The sequence below is a fragment of the Bacillus sp. SH7-1 genome (genome assembly GCF_008042405.1).
GTDB lineage: Bacteria > Bacillota > Bacilli > Bacillales > Bacillaceae_G > Bacillus_A > Bacillus_A thuringiensis_N.
The window spans coordinates 43,245-59,374 of sequence record NZ_QNUD01000003.1; the positions used below are offsets into that span (position 1 = coordinate 43,245).

Consider the following 16,130-nt stretch of genomic DNA (forward strand, 5'->3'; position numbering starts at 1 on the left):
CCGTCTGCTATAATTCCTAAAGGAAAGAAGAAAGCTTTGTTCCAGATGGAGTAAAGCTTTCTTTCAATTTTTTAAATTTATTAATTCTAATACTAAGATTTCACAAAGGAGGCTTTTTATCATATGAATTTTATTAGCATTCGAAAAAAACTAATGTTTATGATGGGAACGATTTGCGCTTTATTTGGCATCGCCTTGGCTTTTATTTTATTTTTTGCTATTGACCAATCTCATCAAGCTGAAGCTTTACAAAAAGAAATTTCTCCCCTTGCAACAGAATTGAAAGAACGTGGAGACGCTTATCAAGTACAACTTTCTGCTTTAAGAGGTTATTTATTACAACATGATCAAGTCGAATTAGACAAGTTTAATGAGATGAGTAAACGTCTGGAGGATTCAAAAGATAAGCTTCTTTCTAATCCAAATATTTCTCAATCCGTGAAAGATACAATGGAATCAGGATCGACTTGGAGAAAATTTATTGAAGAAAAAGTTTTCACTCTTGCAAAAGAACAAAAGTGGGAAGAGGCTCTACAAGTAGCTTATGCAGAAAATGGTGCCGTTTATAAAGTAATTGGTGACTTCACAAATTATAGTAATGAACAAGCCAAGTTACGTGACGAATCTATCAAAAAAATTGATCAATCTTCACTACAAATTGAATATGTTATCTTCTTATCACTTGTTATTTGTATTATCGTAGCTATCATTCTTGCATGGTGGTTCTCTGGTAAACTTGTAAAACCAATTCAACAAATTGATAGTAAGCTAAAAGAATTATCATCTCAAGAAGGTGACTTAACAGCTCGCCTACAAGTAAATAGTAATGATGAAATTGGTACGATCGCAACATCCTTTAATAAAATGTTAGAAAACCTACAACATATCATCAATCGTGTGCAAAAAACATCTGTGGAAGTACAAAACGCTTCTGAAAATATGCTAGAAAAGACGAATATATCACGCGAGGCAACAATAAAAGTTCAAAGCTCAATGTCTAGCTTAAATGCGAGTATTCAATCTCAAGCCTCTAGCATGGAAGAAAGCTCAACGGCAATGGACGATATGGCAGTAAGTGTTCAGCGCATTGCTGAATCTGCTTCATCTGTAACTGAGCTTGCTGTAGTTACATCTGAACAAGCTAACGACGGAAGTACTGTTATTCAAAAATCTGTTTCACAAATGACAACGATACACGACGCGGTAAATGCTACGTCAGAAGTGGTCGAACGTCTAATCACTCACACGAAATATATTGATACAGCTGTACAATCTATTTCTAATATTGCAGAGCAAACAAACTTACTTGCTTTAAATGCATCTATCGAAGCAGCTCGTGCTGGCGAACAAGGAAAAGGCTTCGCTGTCGTAGCTGACGAAGTTCGAAAACTTGCTGAACAATCTAAAACAGCGGCAACAGATATTAACCAATTACTACATCAAATTCAACAAGACACTGAAACTGCGAGTTCTATGATGTCCCAAGGCCGTTCTGAGGCATTTGAAGGCATTCATGTCATTCGTGAAGCTGGCAATTCTTTCACAACGATTGTGGAACAAGTAAATAAAGTATCTACTCAAATGCAAGACATCTCAGCAACTGCTGAAGAAATGGCTGCAAGCGCTGAAGAAATGAACGCTTCACTGAATAACATCGCTTCTATTTCAACTGAAGTATCTAGTGAAACAGCAGCAACAGCACAATCTGCTGAGCAAAAAGTCATTACGATGAATGAGATGACACAAACAGCTAAACAAATGAAACAAACAGTTGAAGAATTAGATCAACTCGTATCTCATTTCAAAACTGAATAACCTTTAAAAAATATCCCTCTTCCAAAAGGGATATTTTTTTGAGCTCATTTCCTGCACATTATACACATTTCCGTTATAATGAGAATCAATATCATAAATGTGTAGGAGGTGCTATTTATGTCTCAAGAAGCATTTGAAAATAAATTATATGCCAATTTAGAAGCTGTTATTGATCCTGAACTAGGCGTTGATATCGTTAACCTTGGATTAGTTTATGACGTTACAGCAGATGAAAATAATAATGCTGTCATTACGATGACGATGACTTCTATCGGTTGTCCAATGGCTGGACAAATTGTATCAGACGTTAAAAAAGTATTATCAACGAACGTACCTGAAGTCAATGAAATAGAAGTAAATGTCGTTTGGAATCCGCCCTGGTCGAAAGAACGCATGTCACGTATGGCGAAAATCGCATTAGGTATTCGCGACTAACGGGATAAAGAAAAGACCTGACATTCTAGTCAGGTCTTTTTCTCTTATTATTTTACGCCTACTGCATCATAAGCTTTCGTTACAGCTTGTACAGCTTTAGAGTTTTTACCATATAAATCTTCAGCTGACTGAAGAGCAGCTTGACGCATCATTTTGAAGTCAGAGTTTGCAGTTAAATATTTCGTAAGAGCACGGTAATAAATTTTTTCTGTCGCTTCACGGCCTACTCCAGTTACTTTCACGCCGTAATGCTCTCCTCCATCAGATACTAAATATGCAGCTTTATTATTAATACTACTGTTAATATGAACGCCACCATTATCAGCTGTTCCAGTGTAGCGCTTATTGTAGTGATCTGGGTAACCTTCACCTGGCTTTAATGGATTTGGAATAGACGCTGGATCTTTCAGAGAACGAAGTGCATCACCAGGTTTTCCAGGTGTATAAATGTCAGCACCTAAATCCCAGCTCTTCTTCTCAACCATGACACCCATAATATCAGATAACGATTCATTTAACGCACCTGACTCATTTTTATAAACAAGATTTGCTGTATGCTCAGTTACAGCATGCGTTAATTCGTGACCGATAACATCTAGTCCAGCAGATAATGGAATGAATGTTTTTCCATCACCATCACCATACATCATTTGTACACCATTCCAAGCTGCGTTATTCCAGCTTTCTCCAACGTGAACAGTCGAAATAAGCTTCGCGCCTTTATCATCGAAAGAGTTACGATTAAATGTCTTTTTGTAGTAATCATATACTTTCCCTGCATTTACATGCGCATCAACTGCAGCTTTATCTTCGAAGAACTTAGATTTACTTTCAACTTCTTCTCCTGTATATCCAAGCCATTGTGAGAATAAATTAAACCAGTTCTCGTCCATATTTTCTGCATCAAATGTATGAATACCTTGTCCTCGTTTACCATCAAACAAGTTGAATTGTCCTGTTTTCGTATCTTGAGCAATTTCAAATGATTGTCTAGCACCTAATACACCGTAACCAAATCCTGTAATGTGATCTACAGCGTTATATTTCTCAATCACATTTCCATTTGTCGCATCAACAAAATAATGCCAATATCCTGGAGCTGGCTTTGAAATCGATGCTTTCACTAAATATGCAAGATAGAAATTCCCATCTTTTTCATACACATATAAATCTTTTTTCACACCGTCATAATTCTTTACTTTACCAACTTCTTTTTCAATATCTGCCTTTGCAATCGTTTCTGCTTGTTCCGCACTAATGCTTGCAGACGCAGGAATATTTTTATCCTCTAAGTTCGGAATAACTTGTCCGAAGAATGCTTTTACATTATTTTCTTTATCTAGTGTAACAGTTTGATCTGAACCATACACAGGAATGTTATTATGTTTCTCAACTAACTTCACGTGTGTTGTGCCAGATTCAGCATCTTTTTCTTCCCCAACGACATTGAAATGTTTATCAATATTTCCTGCTAATTTAAACATATCTTTCTTACTCTCTAAATACTGAAAGACTGTCTCTTTTTTATCTAGTCCTTCCGGTGCTTTCCATTCTTCACCTATGTATGCAGGCGTTTTAAATTCTTGATGGTATTGAATTTTTTGTTCTTCCGCTTTCGTTGTCGTGGCTCCAAATGTTCCAAATCCCCCGGCGATAACAGTTAAGGCTAATGCTGATGAAATGACTTGCTTTTTCACTATAACATTCCCCATTCCCTAAAGATTTTTGACACTTTTATACAATTCTTATTTTTTCAACCGATACCTTCTTCTAAAATTTGAGAAAGTTTTTTCTGACAATTCCACTCAAAAAAAGAGGACATCTAGTAGATGTCCTCTTTTCTATAAACGTTTTATTACTTTTTTAATTCAATTGCTAAATAGTGTGATTGCTCTTTCGCTTCAATATGAATATCTTCTTCAACCGCTTCTGCCGCATCACGCATAACAAGTGTCTCACCATTTATTACGCTACTTCCTTCAATTTGTACAAGGTATAATTGACGACCTTCTTTCACAGGAAAATGAATTTCTTTTCCAGCTTCTAACGATAAAGAATATAAATTCGCATCCTGGTGAATTTGAATTGGTGCCTCCCCTTCTAATGGAGATACCATATGGAACCACTCGTTTTCACGCTTGCTCCAATCAAATTTAAACTCACCATAGTTTGGCTTATGATCTGCACGGTCTGGTAAAATCCAAATTTGTAATAAACGCAATGTCTCATTTCCTAAATTATGCTCACTATGAAATACACCTGTGCCAGCACTCATATATTGAACATGCCCACGCTCAATTGTTCCGCGGTTCCCCATGCTATCCTCATGTGTTAAAGCACCATCTACAACGTACGAAATAATTTCCATATCGCGGTGCGGATGCATATCAAAACCAGTTTGCGGTGCTACTAGATCATCATTAATAACACGTAATGATCCAAAGCTCATGTTATTTGGATTATAGTAATTAGCAAAGGAAAAATGAAAATGTGTATTTAACCAACCGTGATTTGCTCTGCCCATATTTTTATGATCAACTTTTCTAAACATATCCTTCACCTCATATTATCTCGAATTCAAGATTTATTTTAAAAATTTTTCTTACTGTAATTTTTTTAGTAATTGTAATAATTGATTTTGTTCTTCTATATTTAAATTATGAAACTGCTCCGCTTGGAACGTTTCTTGAGGCGGGACAATTTCTTCAAATAAAGCTTTTCCCTTTTCTGTTAATGAAATATATTTCGTAGTACCTTCTTGTTCACGCCCAATCCACTCCAGCTGCTCCATTTTATTTAAAAGCTGAGTGACATTTCCTTTCGTAACAAATAACTTATTTCCAAGCTCTTGTTGCGTTAAACGATCATGCCCTCCAACTTGAGCTAGCACATCAAACTGAGCAGCAGATACATTCCATTTTTTCAAATGCTGATTCGTCTCACGAATACTTTTGTTATAAAAACGTGATAAACGAAACCATAATAATAATCCGAGCCTATCTTCTGTTTTCATTCTATCACCTCGCTCGTTTTATACCATTAGTTTAGAACTAAACTTCATGAAAGTCAATTACTTATTTTTAGTAAGAAACAAAGAAAGCACAGCGCTATTTCTCCACTATGCTTTACATTAACTTTCTATTTTTATATTCATCGAATTTCCTCTCCGCGAACTTCCTCGCATCTTTTTCAATCCATCTCTCTTCGTACACTTCACTTCCGACATACAATACTTCCCTCTTATGCTGCATCGCATGGCGAAATTCATGCAGTAGTGTTTTGAGCACTTGCTCATACTCTTCCCACATACAAACAAAAATTAATTGTTTTTCTTTATGATAAAAACCGCCTATTGGGAATAGAAACTCTTCCTCTTCTTCCCCTAATGATAGAAGTACATGATTTGCATCACACGTATCACAAAAAATAACTGGCGTTTTACATACTTCAATAAGTGAAAACAAATCATCTCTCAGCCTTTTGACATCCCAAGGAAGCTCCGAATCCAACACATACCAATTCTCCACCTGTTGATATACATTTTGAAACTGGAGTTCCATTTCTCTTTATTCCCCTTTCCAAGCACCCTTTTTCTATATGTATGCCACAATATGGTAAATATTAAACGTATTCTTTCATCCTTAAAAAAATGCCAATAAAAAAGGAATCTATGTCGACATAGATTCCTTTTCCGTAATCACTTTTTTTTCATCATTTTTTTTAATACAAAGTAACCAATTGCACAAACAATAGCAGCAAGTGCAAAATATTTCACATAAGGCCCAGCTACTTTATTAATACTTTCCCACTCTGATCCTAATTTAAAGCCTAAATATACAAACACAATTGACCATGGAATAACAGCTAGCGTAGTTAGTGTAATAAACTTAGCATGTGACATTTTTGCAATTCCCGCTGGTATCGAAATAGCATGACGTACAACAGGAATAAAACGTGCTGTAAAGATAACACCCGTTCCGTAACGATTAAACCAAGCTTCAGCATAATCAATATGCTTCTTTTGAATTAAAATATATTTTCCATATCGCTCAAGGACGGGTCTTCCTCCGTATCGACCGATCCAATAAATGAATAGTTGTGCGATTACACCGCCAATTGTCCCGAACGCAACAGCGCCCCAAAACGTAATGCTTCCTGTTGATACTAAATAACCTGCATAAGACAATACGATTTCACTTGGAATAACCTCTAACATCAATCCAAGCATAATTCCCCAATACCCAAGTCCTTCTAGAAAAACTAAAACGGAATGAATCAACTCTCCTAACATCATGTACCTCTCTTTACTGTTTTCATTGCAAAAATAAAAGTACAAGCAGGAAATATCTTGTACCTTTATTTTTTTAATTTAGTTAGTCTTCGTATCCCACTTAAAGATTTTATTTAAAAATTTATATACATTCTTTGACTCTTTCGTCAAAAGTGGACCTAAGATAGATAGTATAAGCACGTATAGTGCTGAGAATGGTTTCAAGACTGACATTAAACCACCGGCAATCCCGATATTGGCCATAATGATGGAAAATTCTCCTCTTGAAACAATTGTTAATCCAATATTTGTTGACGCTTTATGAGATAATCCAGCTTGTCGTCCTGCAATCATCCCCGCTACAAAGTTTCCGATGATTGTAAGAAGAACAGCACCTAACGTTAACCATATCGCTCCGCCCAATGAGAACGGATCAATACTTAACCCAAAACTGAAGAAGAAAATAGCTCCGAAGAAGTCTCTAAATGGAACAACGAGATGTTCAATTCTGTCACTATGCTCTGTCTCAGAGAAAACTAATCCTAAAAGAAGTGCTCCGATTGCTTCGGCAACGTGAATTGTTTCCGAGAAACCTGCAATAAAGAATAATGAAGCAAATACTACAATAATAAAGATTTCATCTGAACTAATATTAAGCAATTTATTTAATAAAGGCGTAGCCTTTCTAGCGACAATAAAGAAGAGAAGCATGTATCCTAAAGCAATTCCAATTGAAGTAAGGGCACCTAAGAATGAAGCATGATCCCCTAGAACTAAGCCTGAAACGACTGATAAATATACAGCAAGGAATATATCTTCAAACATGATAATTCCTAAAATTAATTCGGTCTCATTATTACCAGTTCTTCTTAAATCCACTAACACCTTTGCAACGATAGCGCTAGAAGAAATCGTAATAATACCCGCAATAATTAAGATTTCTAGTAAAGGGAAGCCCATTATAAATCCGTATAATAATCCAAGTGAAAAGTTAATTAAAATATAGATCGTTCCGCCAATTGCAATAGAACGTCCAGATTTAATTAGTTTTTTCATTGAAAATTCTAGTCCTAGATAGAACAGAAGGAACAGAACCCCAATCCGTCCAAGGAAGGAAATGACACTTGCACTTTCAATAAACTTGAAATCGATAACACCTATTGTCGGCGCATGTGGCCCCACTAACATCCCAAGAACAATTAGAAACGGAATTACTGAGAATTTAAACTTTCCAGCAATTACTGCCGCAATTGCAACTAATACTAACGCTGTACCAACTTCAAAAATTAACGTATCCATCTAGTCAGTCCCCCTATTCGAAAGTAACTCATTAATAATTTTTTTAATTTCTTCTCTCTCACCAGAAACTACAAGCATATCGCCTTCTTCAATTACCGTTTCTGGCCCTGGATTAAATAGCTTTTTCATATTTTTCTTCATAACTGCAATGATCGTTACGCTATAATTTTTTCTTATTTCAAGATCACCAATTGTTTTTCCGATTGCTAGAGCTGCATTCTCTACTTTAAACCACTCAATCGCTAAGCCTTCAAAGACCATTTCAACATTTTCTAATGCTCTAGGCTTATATACCATTCCACCTAATATTGCTGCAATTTGTCTTGCCTCTGAGTCACGTAATGAAATACTTGAGATACTTTCTTCATGGTCTGAATCAAAATGATACATTTCTCTACGCCCGTCATCATGAATGACAATTACCATCTTTTCATTACCTTTCGTAACAATTTGAAATTTGTAACCAATACCCGGAAGTTCACTTTCTCTAATATTCATATTTAGCTCCTCCATAACTTCTTTATTTAAATTTTCTGTTTTTCTGTCTTTTGTTCATCCAATCAATTTTAGAAATTCTAACCATTCAGGATACCTATGACTTGGAAATCTTTTATTGTAATAATAAGTGGCTCCTAAAAAAATACTTAAAGATGTAATGATAAAAAATATATTACTTCTCATTTTCAAACTCTTAAGGCTTACTTTCAATAAAGTTTCTTCTTTCAAATTATCCCCTCTTTCTCGCTTTACATTTAGTTTTTTAAAATGTAAATAATTCTAAAAATATCATGATGTAACATAATCATAACACAAAATACATTTAAGTAACATAATTTTTTAGAAAAATTGATTCTCGTATATTTTTTGCATATAATTTTCTTATTACGGAAAAAAGGAAGTGTATTATATGGTTGATATCTTTAGCAGATTCCTTGAGGTAACGAATAATATTTTATGGTCATATATTCTTATTGCAATGCTAATCGGCTTCGGTCTTTATTTCTCTTTTAAATTGAAATTCGTCCAAATTACTCATTTCGGTGAGATGGTCGGTTTAATTAGTAAAGGGTTTAATCGAAAAGAAAAAAAGAAAGATAGCATCTCTCCATTCCAAGCATTTTGCCTAAGTGCAGCAGCACGTATCGGTATCGGGAACTTAGCTGGTGTAGCACTAGCCATTTCAATGGGTGGACCTGGCGCAATATTTTGGATGTGGTTTATCGCTATCCTTGGAGCAGCTACTAGTTTCGTAGAATGTACGCTCGCGCAAATTTATAAAGTAAAAGATGGAAGCAGATTCCGTGGTGGTCCAGCATATTACATGGAAAAAGGATTAAATAAACGCTGGATGGGCGTTTGGTTTTCACTTCTTATTACAGTTGCGTACGGATTAATTTTCAATTCTGTACAAGCAAACACAGTAACAATAGCATTTGAAAATGCTTTTGGACTAGAGCGAACGATCGTAGGAGCTCTATTAGCTTTATTAGTTGCAGTTATTATTTTTGGTGGTATTAAGAGCATTTCACGTATAACAGAAATGATCGTTCCGCCAATGGCAATTGTTTATATTGGTGTCGCTATTTTTGTTGTTATTAACAATTTCACTATGTTACCAAGCATTTTCACTGAAATATTTAACAGTGCATTTGGTTTAGAGCAAGCCGTCGCTGGTGGTATTGGAGCAGCAATTAAGTTCGGAATTCAGCGCGGTCTATTCGCGACAGAAGCAGGTATGGGTAGCTCTCCTAACGCAGCCGCAACATCAGATGTATCTCATCCTGTAAAACAAGGACTTGTTCAAGCATTAGGTGTTTTCGTAGATACATTCTTAGTATGTACATCAACAGCGTTTATCGTATTATGTTCTGGACTTTACAAAGGTTCGAATTTAGAAGGTATTGAATTAACACAACAAGCATTAAGTTCACAAATTGGACCGTGGGCAAGCACTTTCTTAGCGATTATTATTTTCCTATTCGCTTTCAGCTCTTTACTAGGAAACTACTATTATGGTGAAACGAACATCGCATTCATTAAAGAAAGCAAAACATGGTTAATGATTTATCGCATTGCAGTTGTCGGAATGGTATTCTTCGGATCAATCGCTGCCCTTAAAACAGTTTGGAGTTTAGCTGATTTATTCATGGGACTTATGGTATTCACAAACTTAATTGCCATCTCATTCCTAAGCAAGTTCGCCTACGCAGCATTAGTAGACTATATTAAGCAAAAGAAACAAGGAAAAGATCCTGTTTTCGTTGCAAGTTCTATCCCTGGCTTACAGAATACAGAGTGCTGGGATGGACCGGATGTAGAAGAAAAACAGAAGGCTGTATAATAATTAAAAGCAGAAGCGGCTCGTTCAGAACAAGAGCTATATATCAAACAAAATCCCTATTACTTCACAGTAATAGGGATTTTTTATATGCAACAGTTCATAATTTGTTCAAATTAATTCCAGCAAAAGGGTTGCTTTATACGAATTACTAGATTATAATAATTATAAATTAGTAATTGATATCATATAACAACTCAAAAGGAGATTGATCATAATGAACAAACAAGTAATCGAAGTATTAAACAAACAAGTAGCAGACTGGAGCGTTTTATTCACAAAACTACACAACTTCCATTGGTACGTAAAAGGACCTCAATTCTTCACATTACACGAGAAATTCGAAGAACTTTACACAGAATCAGCTACTCACATTGACGAAATTGCAGAACGTATTTTAGCAATTGGCGGCCAGCCAGTAGCAACAATGAAAGAATACCTAGAAATATCTTCTATTCAAGAAGCAGCTTACGGAGAAACTGCAGAAGGGATGGTCGAAGCAATCATGAAAGACTACCAAATGATGCTAGTCGAACTGAAAAAAGGCATGGAAATCGCTCAAGACTCTGACGACGAAATGACATCTGACCTACTACTAGGAATCTACACAGAACTAGAAAAACACGCTTGGATGCTACGTGCGTTCTTGAATCAATAATATATTTAAAAGCGGAAGTGGCTTGCTCAGAATCGCAGGGCATTGGAGCTCTCGACCTTGAAGCGCTTTTTGCTTCGAGCGAGAGAGCGAAATGACCGGAGATTCTAGCCGCTGGAGCTGGATATTACTTAAAAGCGGAAGCGGCTCGTTCAGAACAGGAGGGTGTTGGAACTCCTGATTACGAGGCGCTTTTTGCCTCGAATGAAGGAGTGAAACAACCGACTGTTCTAGCCGCTGGAGCTGGATATCACCTAAAAGCGGAAGCGGCTCGTTCAGAGCCGCTTTTTTCTATAGATTGGTCGCGCATGCTGATACATGAAATTTATATCAGCGATTTTCTAATTATATCGGCGATTCTATTAAATTTATCAGCGATTTTTCAATTATATCGGCGATTACATCCAATATATCAGCGATTTTTCAATTATATCGACTTACCGACAAATCAAGACAATATCAGCACCTCTCCCCGCTACTTTCATCAATATATTACAATCTCTTTTATGTTAAGATATAGGAAACACCCTTTAGTAAACTAGATCCAAAAAAGCTTTTCCATATTCATCATTTACTACTTAAATGGCGGGAGTGGTTCAGTTGAAAGACTACTTAATTAGAGCATTTTTTGCGTTAATAACAGTTGGGATTGTCTTACTTATAGCTAATATTTTCAATATACGTATCGAGGTTAAACACTATGCTTTCCTCATTGTCTTAGCAATTGGTGGCGGCTGGGGTGGCTGGTACTTGTATAAAAAACAAAGTAATCAAAGTGATAAAGGCATTCCAAAGTAATACGGAATGCCTTCCTTATTGTTTCCGTCTATAGTAAATAATGAAATTCAGACCGCTAATACAACCAATCGCAATACACATATTAAAGCTCTGTACATCTCCGGCTAGATTATACTCATCAACGATAAAGCCAATCATAAAGAGTGTTATCGCCGAAATACCGATACACAATATTGAAATAAACCAAAGCGAAAATTCATTAATTAGCTCTTTCTTCTGCGTTGAAACAATTAGCATAACCAGAATAGATGCTGCTAAAATACATTTAAAAACCGGCCTTAAAAATAAGAATTCTTCCATCTATTTCCCCTTTTTCAAAAACATTATATCGCAACATTAACATATTTAACCAAATTAAAACCACATGCCTTTTGAAGATAAAATGACATGTGTTTCCAAAAATCTCTATAAAATTGTATTATGATAATTGCTTCCACTTCGTTCCTAAAACAGGACGCTCGTAATTCTGTATTTCATGAATTAATTTATCGGCCGTCTTAGCTGAAACGATTAACTCTTTATTTGATGGATTCATAAATCCTTCTTCCGCTGCACGTTCAACCATTTGCAGAATTGGTCCGTAAAAGTCTTTTATGTTCAATAAACCAACTGGCTTATTATGTATACCAATTTGTGACCAACATACTACTTCAAATAGCTCTTCAAACGTTCCATATCCTCCTGGCAGTGCGATGAAAGCATCCGCAAGCTCTGCCATTTTCGCTTTACGTTCATGCATCGTTTCTACTTCAATTAATTCTGTTAACCCTGTATGAACGATCTCTCCTCGGAATAGACCGCGCGGCATAACACCTGTTACACGCCCGCCTAAACGAAGAACTTCATTTGCTACTTCTCCCATTAATCCAACGCAAGAACCACCGTATACAAGCTCATAGTCGTTCTCAACAAACATTTTCCCTAAAGTTATTGCCTGCTCTTTAAATTCTGGTCTCTCCCCTAAGTTGGAACCTGCAAACACACAAATCTTTCTCATTCCTACACCCCGAAACTATATATTGTTATGATACAATTGTCATTGTACAACATATTGAAGGGATGAGGAAGAAATGGATATCGTCGCATTTGAAAGATGGGTGGAGGAATTTTACGAAAAACGAAGCTGGTCACAGTATAATTCCTTTATCCGCTTAAATTTCTTAACTGAGGAAGTTGGGGAAGTTTCACGCGTTGTTCGCGCAATTGAAATCGGTCGTGATCGTCCTGATGAAGACGCGAAAACAGAAGAAGAGCTAAAACAAGAACTAAAAGAAGAACTTGGTGATGTACTATCTAATCTTATTATTCTTTCACAAAAATATGATTTAGATTTGCAAGACATTATGGAAGCACACGTCACAAAGCTTTCGAAAAGGTTTGAAACATCTAAATGAGAATATTATCAATTATGATATAATATTCTTGTCACAATACTAAGGGGGATTTTATGTTATCTAAAAAATTGCACGACGCATTAAACGATCAAATGAACTTTGAGTTTTACTCTGCCCACGCTTATATGGCAATGGCTGCTTACTGTACAGCCGAAAGCTATGATGGATTTGCTAACTTTTTCCTTGTACAAGCTGAAGAAGAGCGTTTCCACGCAATGAAGCTTTACAACTATATTAATGACCGCGGTGAGCGCGCTATTATTACTGGATTTGATAATCCTAACAACGAATACGAATCTGTATTAAATGCTTTTGAAGTTGCGCTTGAGCACGAGCGTGAAGTAACGAAGCGCATTTATCACTTATCCGATATCGCTTGGGATGAGCGTGAGCATGCAACAATTACATTCTTAAAATGGTTCGTCGATGAGCAAGTAGAAGAAGAAGCTTCATTCGATAGCATCATCCAAAAATTAAAACGTATTACAAGCGATTCAAACGCACTATTTATGCTAGATGCTGAATTAGAGAAACGTACATTTACGGCTCCAGCTGAGTAATATTTCAATCACCTTAATGAATGTATTAAGGTGATTTTTTATTTTCTCTTTATCTTAAAATCACCTTAAATTTACTCGTATTTGACATAGTGCCAACTGTAAAATGGTATTATTTTCAATATAAAATAATATATGAGGAGAAAAAAAATGAATCAACGTGTAGAAGTTGTTGATGCCATACGTGGTTTCGCATTATTTGGTATTTTACTTGTTAATATGACATTAATTCAATTTGGTTTCTTTGCTAATGAAAAACCAACCTATATATTTGGCGAACTCGATAAAGGTGCTAATTGGTTTATTCAATTTTTCGGCACACAAAATTTCATTTCTTTATTCTCTTTTTTATTTGGTCTTAGCATTATTTTGTTACAAAAAAGCATTGTCGCAAAAGGAAAAAAGTTTTCCACTACATATTTACGTCGTATCCTTATTCTTTTACTACTAGGTTTTATTCACGGCGCGCTCATTTGGTCCGGAGATATTTTATTCTCATATGGACTCATTGGGGTTTTCTTACTGTTGTTTATAAACAGAAAGCCAAAAACATTATTAATTTGGGCAACTATCCTACTCGCACTCCTTACACTTATGACTTATTCAACTGAACCAAATACAAATGTTACTGATTTTGCTCCTTATATTGAAAAAGAACATAAAGTTCATGAAAATGGTAGCTATATGGATCATGTCAACTTTAGGTTAACTGAAAATCCTTTCGAATATATAGGCATTGACGGTTTCTTCGGATTAACCTTTATAACACTTTTTACACTCATTTTCCTATCCCCACTCTTCTTAATCGGTATGTACGTAGGAAAAAAAGGGTGGTTATTTGAGATTGATAAACATATCTCTGCTGTCAAAAAGATCTGGCTTCTTACTGGTATTTTCTCTTTTACAATCAAAATTTCAGCTATGTTCATCAAACATCCTATTTTACTTATGTTACAAGACGGCCTTACACCAGTAACCATGACCTTCTTTTACGGAGGCACAATTATTTTATTATTCCATTACAAAAAAGCAACTCGTCTACTAACATACATGGCCAATATGGGGAAAATGTCGGTTAGTAATTACTTAGCCCAGTCCATTATCACAACAACAATTTTTTACGCATACGGTTTTGGCTTATTCGGTAAAATAGGATATTTCTTCGGTATTCTCTTAACGATTGTAATCTATACAATTCAGTTATTTGCTAGCACATATTGGCTGCGGAAATATCGAATGGGACCTGTTGAATATGTATGGAGGCTAGGAACTTATTTGGAGAAACCACAATTTAAAAGAAACTTAGATAGAGCAAGTTAAATAAAAAAGCAATGAGCCTACGCTCATTGCTTTTCTTAATTTATTAAAGCATAACCCCAACGATAATTGCTGATAATATACTTACTAACGTTGCACCGTATACAAGTTTTAGTCCGAATGATGAGACAACGTTTGCTTGTTTGCCATCGATACTCTTCGTTGCACCTGCGATAATTCCGATAGATGAGAAGTTCGCAAATGATACAAGGAAGATAGATAAAATACCTACTGTACGAGCTGATAAATCGCCAGCTACTTTACCAAGGTCAAGCATTGCAACGAATTCGTTCGTTACTAATTTCGTTGCCATAATTTGTCCTGCTGTTAGCATTTCTGATGTTGGAATACCCATTACGAATGCTAATGGTGAGAAGACATATCCTAAAATGCTTTGGAATGTGATTCCGAAAATTGAATCGAATACACCGTTAATTGCTGTAATTAATGCTACGAAACCGATTAACATCGCTGCTACTGTTACAGCGATAGAGAAACCAAGCATAATATATTCGCCTAACATTTCAAAGAATGTTTGTTTCTTATCTTCTTGCAATTCTAAAATATCGTCTTCTTCTTTTACTTCATATGGATTAATGATATGAACGATAATGAATCCACTGAATAAGTTTAGTACAAGTGCTGTTACTACATATTTTGGATCAATCATTTTCATATAAGAACCGACGATTGACATCGATACTGTTGACATTGAAGATGCACAAAGTGTGTATAAACGATTTTTCGGTAATTTGCTTAGTTGGTCTTTTACTGTAATGAATACTTCCCCTTGACCAACAATTGCAGCTGCTACCGCATTATATGATTCTAGTTTTCCTAAACCGTTAATTTTACTTAATAGGAAACCGACTGCACGAATGATAATCGGTAAAACTTTAATATGTTGTAAGATCCCAATTAGTACTGCTAAGAAAATAATTGGTAATAATACCGTTAAGAAGAATGGTGCTTGTCCATCATTTGCTAGACCACCAAATACGAAATTAACCCCTGCTTCCGCAAATTTTAAAATAGCGCCAAACCCATCTGCAATCCCTTTTACTAATACAAATCCGACCTTTGTATTTAGTAAGAAATACGCAAGTACCAATTGAATGACAAGCATAAGTGCAATTGGTTTATATTTAATTTTCTTACGATCTGAACTGATAAGGAACCCTAGTACAAATACTACAAGTAAACCGACTAGAAACATTACTATTTTCATATGTGAATCCTCCACTTCTCCCAC

The 16,130-nt window shown here is 35.7% G+C and carries 18 protein-coding genes; 8 read left to right on the forward strand and 10 right to left on the reverse strand.

The annotated features are described in order from the left end of the window. Nucleotides 1-123 precede the first annotated feature (123 nt). Nucleotides 124-1,815 carry a methyl-accepting chemotaxis protein gene (locus DN390_RS01115; protein ID WP_097950761.1) on the forward strand — a complete coding sequence of 564 codons (1,692 nt, stop codon included), beginning with the start codon at nt 124-126 and terminating at the stop codon, nt 1,813-1,815. A gap of 117 nt (nt 1,816-1,932) precedes the next feature. Then, nucleotides 1,933-2,250 (forward strand): metal-sulfur cluster assembly factor, encoded by a 318-nt coding sequence (locus DN390_RS01120; RefSeq protein ID WP_000076427.1) that lies wholly within the window; start codon nt 1,933-1,935, stop codon nt 2,248-2,250. Nucleotides 2,251-2,297: 47 nt separating this feature from the next. On the opposite strand, the gene nprB is transcribed toward DN390_RS01120, so the two are convergent. The 7 genes from nprB to DN390_RS01155 form a co-directional block, all read right to left on the reverse strand. Continuing rightward, entirely contained in the window at nt 2,298-3,947 is a 1,650-nt protein-coding gene (gene nprB / locus DN390_RS01125) for a neutral protease NprB (RefSeq protein ID WP_147806397.1), read from the reverse strand. Nucleotides 3,948-4,105: 158 nt separating this feature from the next. Beyond that, entirely contained in the window at nt 4,106-4,801 is a 696-nt protein-coding gene (locus tag DN390_RS01130; protein ID WP_147806398.1) for a pirin family protein, read from the reverse strand. Between the two features lie 51 nt (nt 4,802-4,852). Continuing rightward, nucleotides 4,853-5,263: a MarR family winged helix-turn-helix transcriptional regulator gene (locus tag DN390_RS01135; protein ID WP_147806399.1), complete on the reverse strand. Its 411-nt coding sequence runs from the start codon at nt 5,261-5,263 to the stop codon at nt 4,853-4,855. A 112-nt stretch (nt 5,264-5,375) separates the two neighbouring features. Continuing rightward, nucleotides 5,376-5,810, reverse strand: coding sequence for a DUF3920 family protein (locus DN390_RS01140; protein WP_063222179.1), 435 nt, complete (start codon nt 5,808-5,810; stop codon nt 5,376-5,378). A 137-nt stretch (nt 5,811-5,947) separates the two neighbouring features. After that, on the reverse strand, nt 5,948-6,541 hold the full coding sequence (gene uptA / locus DN390_RS01145; RefSeq protein ID WP_147806400.1) for an undecaprenyl phosphate transporter UptA: 594 nt from the start codon (nt 6,539-6,541) through the stop codon (nt 5,948-5,950). A gap of 78 nt (nt 6,542-6,619) precedes the next feature. Beyond that, nucleotides 6,620-7,819: a cation:proton antiporter gene (locus DN390_RS01150; protein ID WP_000380218.1), complete on the reverse strand. Its 1,200-nt coding sequence runs from the start codon at nt 7,817-7,819 to the stop codon at nt 6,620-6,622. Beyond that, nucleotides 7,820-8,317, reverse strand: coding sequence for a cation:proton antiporter regulatory subunit (locus DN390_RS01155; protein WP_060632802.1), 498 nt, complete (start codon nt 8,315-8,317; stop codon nt 7,820-7,822). A 409-nt stretch (nt 8,318-8,726) separates the two neighbouring features. Between DN390_RS01155 and DN390_RS01160 the strand changes: the two genes are divergently transcribed. From DN390_RS01160 to DN390_RS01170, 3 genes are all read left to right on the forward strand, one after another. Further along, entirely contained in the window at nt 8,727-10,160 is a 1,434-nt protein-coding gene (locus tag DN390_RS01160; RefSeq protein ID WP_060632803.1) for an alanine/glycine:cation symporter family protein, read from the forward strand. A 214-nt stretch (nt 10,161-10,374) separates the two neighbouring features. Beyond that, complete coding sequence (locus DN390_RS01165) at nt 10,375-10,815, forward strand: Dps family protein (RefSeq protein ID WP_060632804.1); 441 nt, start codon at nt 10,375-10,377, stop codon at nt 10,813-10,815. Nucleotides 10,816-11,412: 597 nt separating this feature from the next. Next, on the forward strand, nt 11,413-11,610 hold the full coding sequence (locus tag DN390_RS01170; RefSeq protein WP_060632805.1) for a hypothetical protein: 198 nt from the start codon (nt 11,413-11,415) through the stop codon (nt 11,608-11,610). Nucleotides 11,611-11,625: 15 nt separating this feature from the next. On the opposite strand, the gene DN390_RS01175 is transcribed toward DN390_RS01170, so the two are convergent. Beyond that, nucleotides 11,626-11,910, reverse strand: a complete 285-nt coding sequence (locus DN390_RS01175) for a hypothetical protein (protein ID WP_147806401.1) — start codon at nt 11,908-11,910, stop codon at nt 11,626-11,628. Between the two features lie 118 nt (nt 11,911-12,028). Further along, nucleotides 12,029-12,607 carry an LOG family protein gene (locus tag DN390_RS01180; protein WP_147806402.1) on the reverse strand — a complete coding sequence of 193 codons (579 nt, stop codon included), beginning with the start codon at nt 12,605-12,607 and terminating at the stop codon, nt 12,029-12,031. Nucleotides 12,608-12,680: 73 nt separating this feature from the next. Between DN390_RS01180 and DN390_RS01185 the strand changes: the two genes are divergently transcribed. The 3 genes from DN390_RS01185 (at nt 12,681) to DN390_RS01195 (ending at nt 14,881) form a co-directional block, all read left to right on the forward strand. Beyond that, the gene (locus tag DN390_RS01185) at nt 12,681-13,004 is read left to right on the forward strand and encodes a MazG nucleotide pyrophosphohydrolase domain-containing protein (protein ID WP_000355739.1); all 324 of its coding nucleotides are present in this window, start codon (nt 12,681-12,683) and stop codon (nt 13,002-13,004) included. Between the two features lie 53 nt (nt 13,005-13,057). Continuing rightward, the gene (locus DN390_RS01190) at nt 13,058-13,564 is read left to right on the forward strand and encodes a ferritin (RefSeq protein ID WP_016085642.1); all 507 of its coding nucleotides are present in this window, start codon (nt 13,058-13,060) and stop codon (nt 13,562-13,564) included. Nucleotides 13,565-13,711: 147 nt separating this feature from the next. Beyond that, nucleotides 13,712-14,881, forward strand: coding sequence for a DUF418 domain-containing protein (locus tag DN390_RS01195; protein WP_147806403.1), 1,170 nt, complete (start codon nt 13,712-13,714; stop codon nt 14,879-14,881). A gap of 43 nt (nt 14,882-14,924) precedes the next feature. Here DN390_RS01195 and DN390_RS01200 read toward each other — a convergent pair whose 3' ends face one another. After that, nucleotides 14,925-16,106, reverse strand: coding sequence for a NupC/NupG family nucleoside CNT transporter (locus DN390_RS01200; protein ID WP_000706847.1), 1,182 nt, complete (start codon nt 16,104-16,106; stop codon nt 14,925-14,927). Nucleotides 16,107-16,130: the final 24 nt, after the last annotated feature.

Coding starts and splice junctions, on each gene's coding strand:
- DN390_RS01195 (WP_147806403.1), top strand. CDS start 13,712: ATGAATCAACGTGTAGAAGTTGTTGATGCCATACGTGGTTTCGCATTA.
- uptA (WP_147806400.1), bottom strand. CDS start 6,541: ATGTTAGGAGAGTTGATTCATTCCGTTTTAGTTTTTCTAGAAGGACTT.
- DN390_RS01200 (WP_000706847.1), bottom strand. CDS start 16,106: ATGAAAATAGTAATGTTTCTAGTCGGTTTACTTGTAGTATTTGTACTA.
- DN390_RS01180 (WP_147806402.1), bottom strand. CDS start 12,607: ATGAGAAAGATTTGTGTGTTTGCAGGTTCCAACTTAGGGGAGAGACCA.
- DN390_RS01115 (WP_097950761.1), top strand. CDS start 124: ATGAATTTTATTAGCATTCGAAAAAAACTAATGTTTATGATGGGAACG.
- DN390_RS01165 (WP_060632804.1), top strand. CDS start 10,375: ATGAACAAACAAGTAATCGAAGTATTAAACAAACAAGTAGCAGACTGG.
- DN390_RS01140 (WP_063222179.1), bottom strand. CDS start 5,810: ATGGAACTCCAGTTTCAAAATGTATATCAACAGGTGGAGAATTGGTAT.
- DN390_RS01175 (WP_147806401.1), bottom strand. CDS start 11,910: ATGGAAGAATTCTTATTTTTAAGGCCGGTTTTTAAATGTATTTTAGCA.
- DN390_RS01130 (WP_147806398.1), bottom strand. CDS start 4,801: ATGTTTAGAAAAGTTGATCATAAAAATATGGGCAGAGCAAATCACGGT.
- DN390_RS01185 (WP_000355739.1), top strand. CDS start 12,681: ATGGATATCGTCGCATTTGAAAGATGGGTGGAGGAATTTTACGAAAAA.
- DN390_RS01160 (WP_060632803.1), top strand. CDS start 8,727: ATGGTTGATATCTTTAGCAGATTCCTTGAGGTAACGAATAATATTTTA.
- DN390_RS01155 (WP_060632802.1), bottom strand. CDS start 8,317: ATGAATATTAGAGAAAGTGAACTTCCGGGTATTGGTTACAAATTTCAA.
- DN390_RS01190 (WP_016085642.1), top strand. CDS start 13,058: ATGTTATCTAAAAAATTGCACGACGCATTAAACGATCAAATGAACTTT.
- DN390_RS01150 (WP_000380218.1), bottom strand. CDS start 7,819: ATGGATACGTTAATTTTTGAAGTTGGTACAGCGTTAGTATTAGTTGCA.
- DN390_RS01120 (WP_000076427.1), top strand. CDS start 1,933: ATGTCTCAAGAAGCATTTGAAAATAAATTATATGCCAATTTAGAAGCT.
- DN390_RS01135 (WP_147806399.1), bottom strand. CDS start 5,263: ATGAAAACAGAAGATAGGCTCGGATTATTATTATGGTTTCGTTTATCA.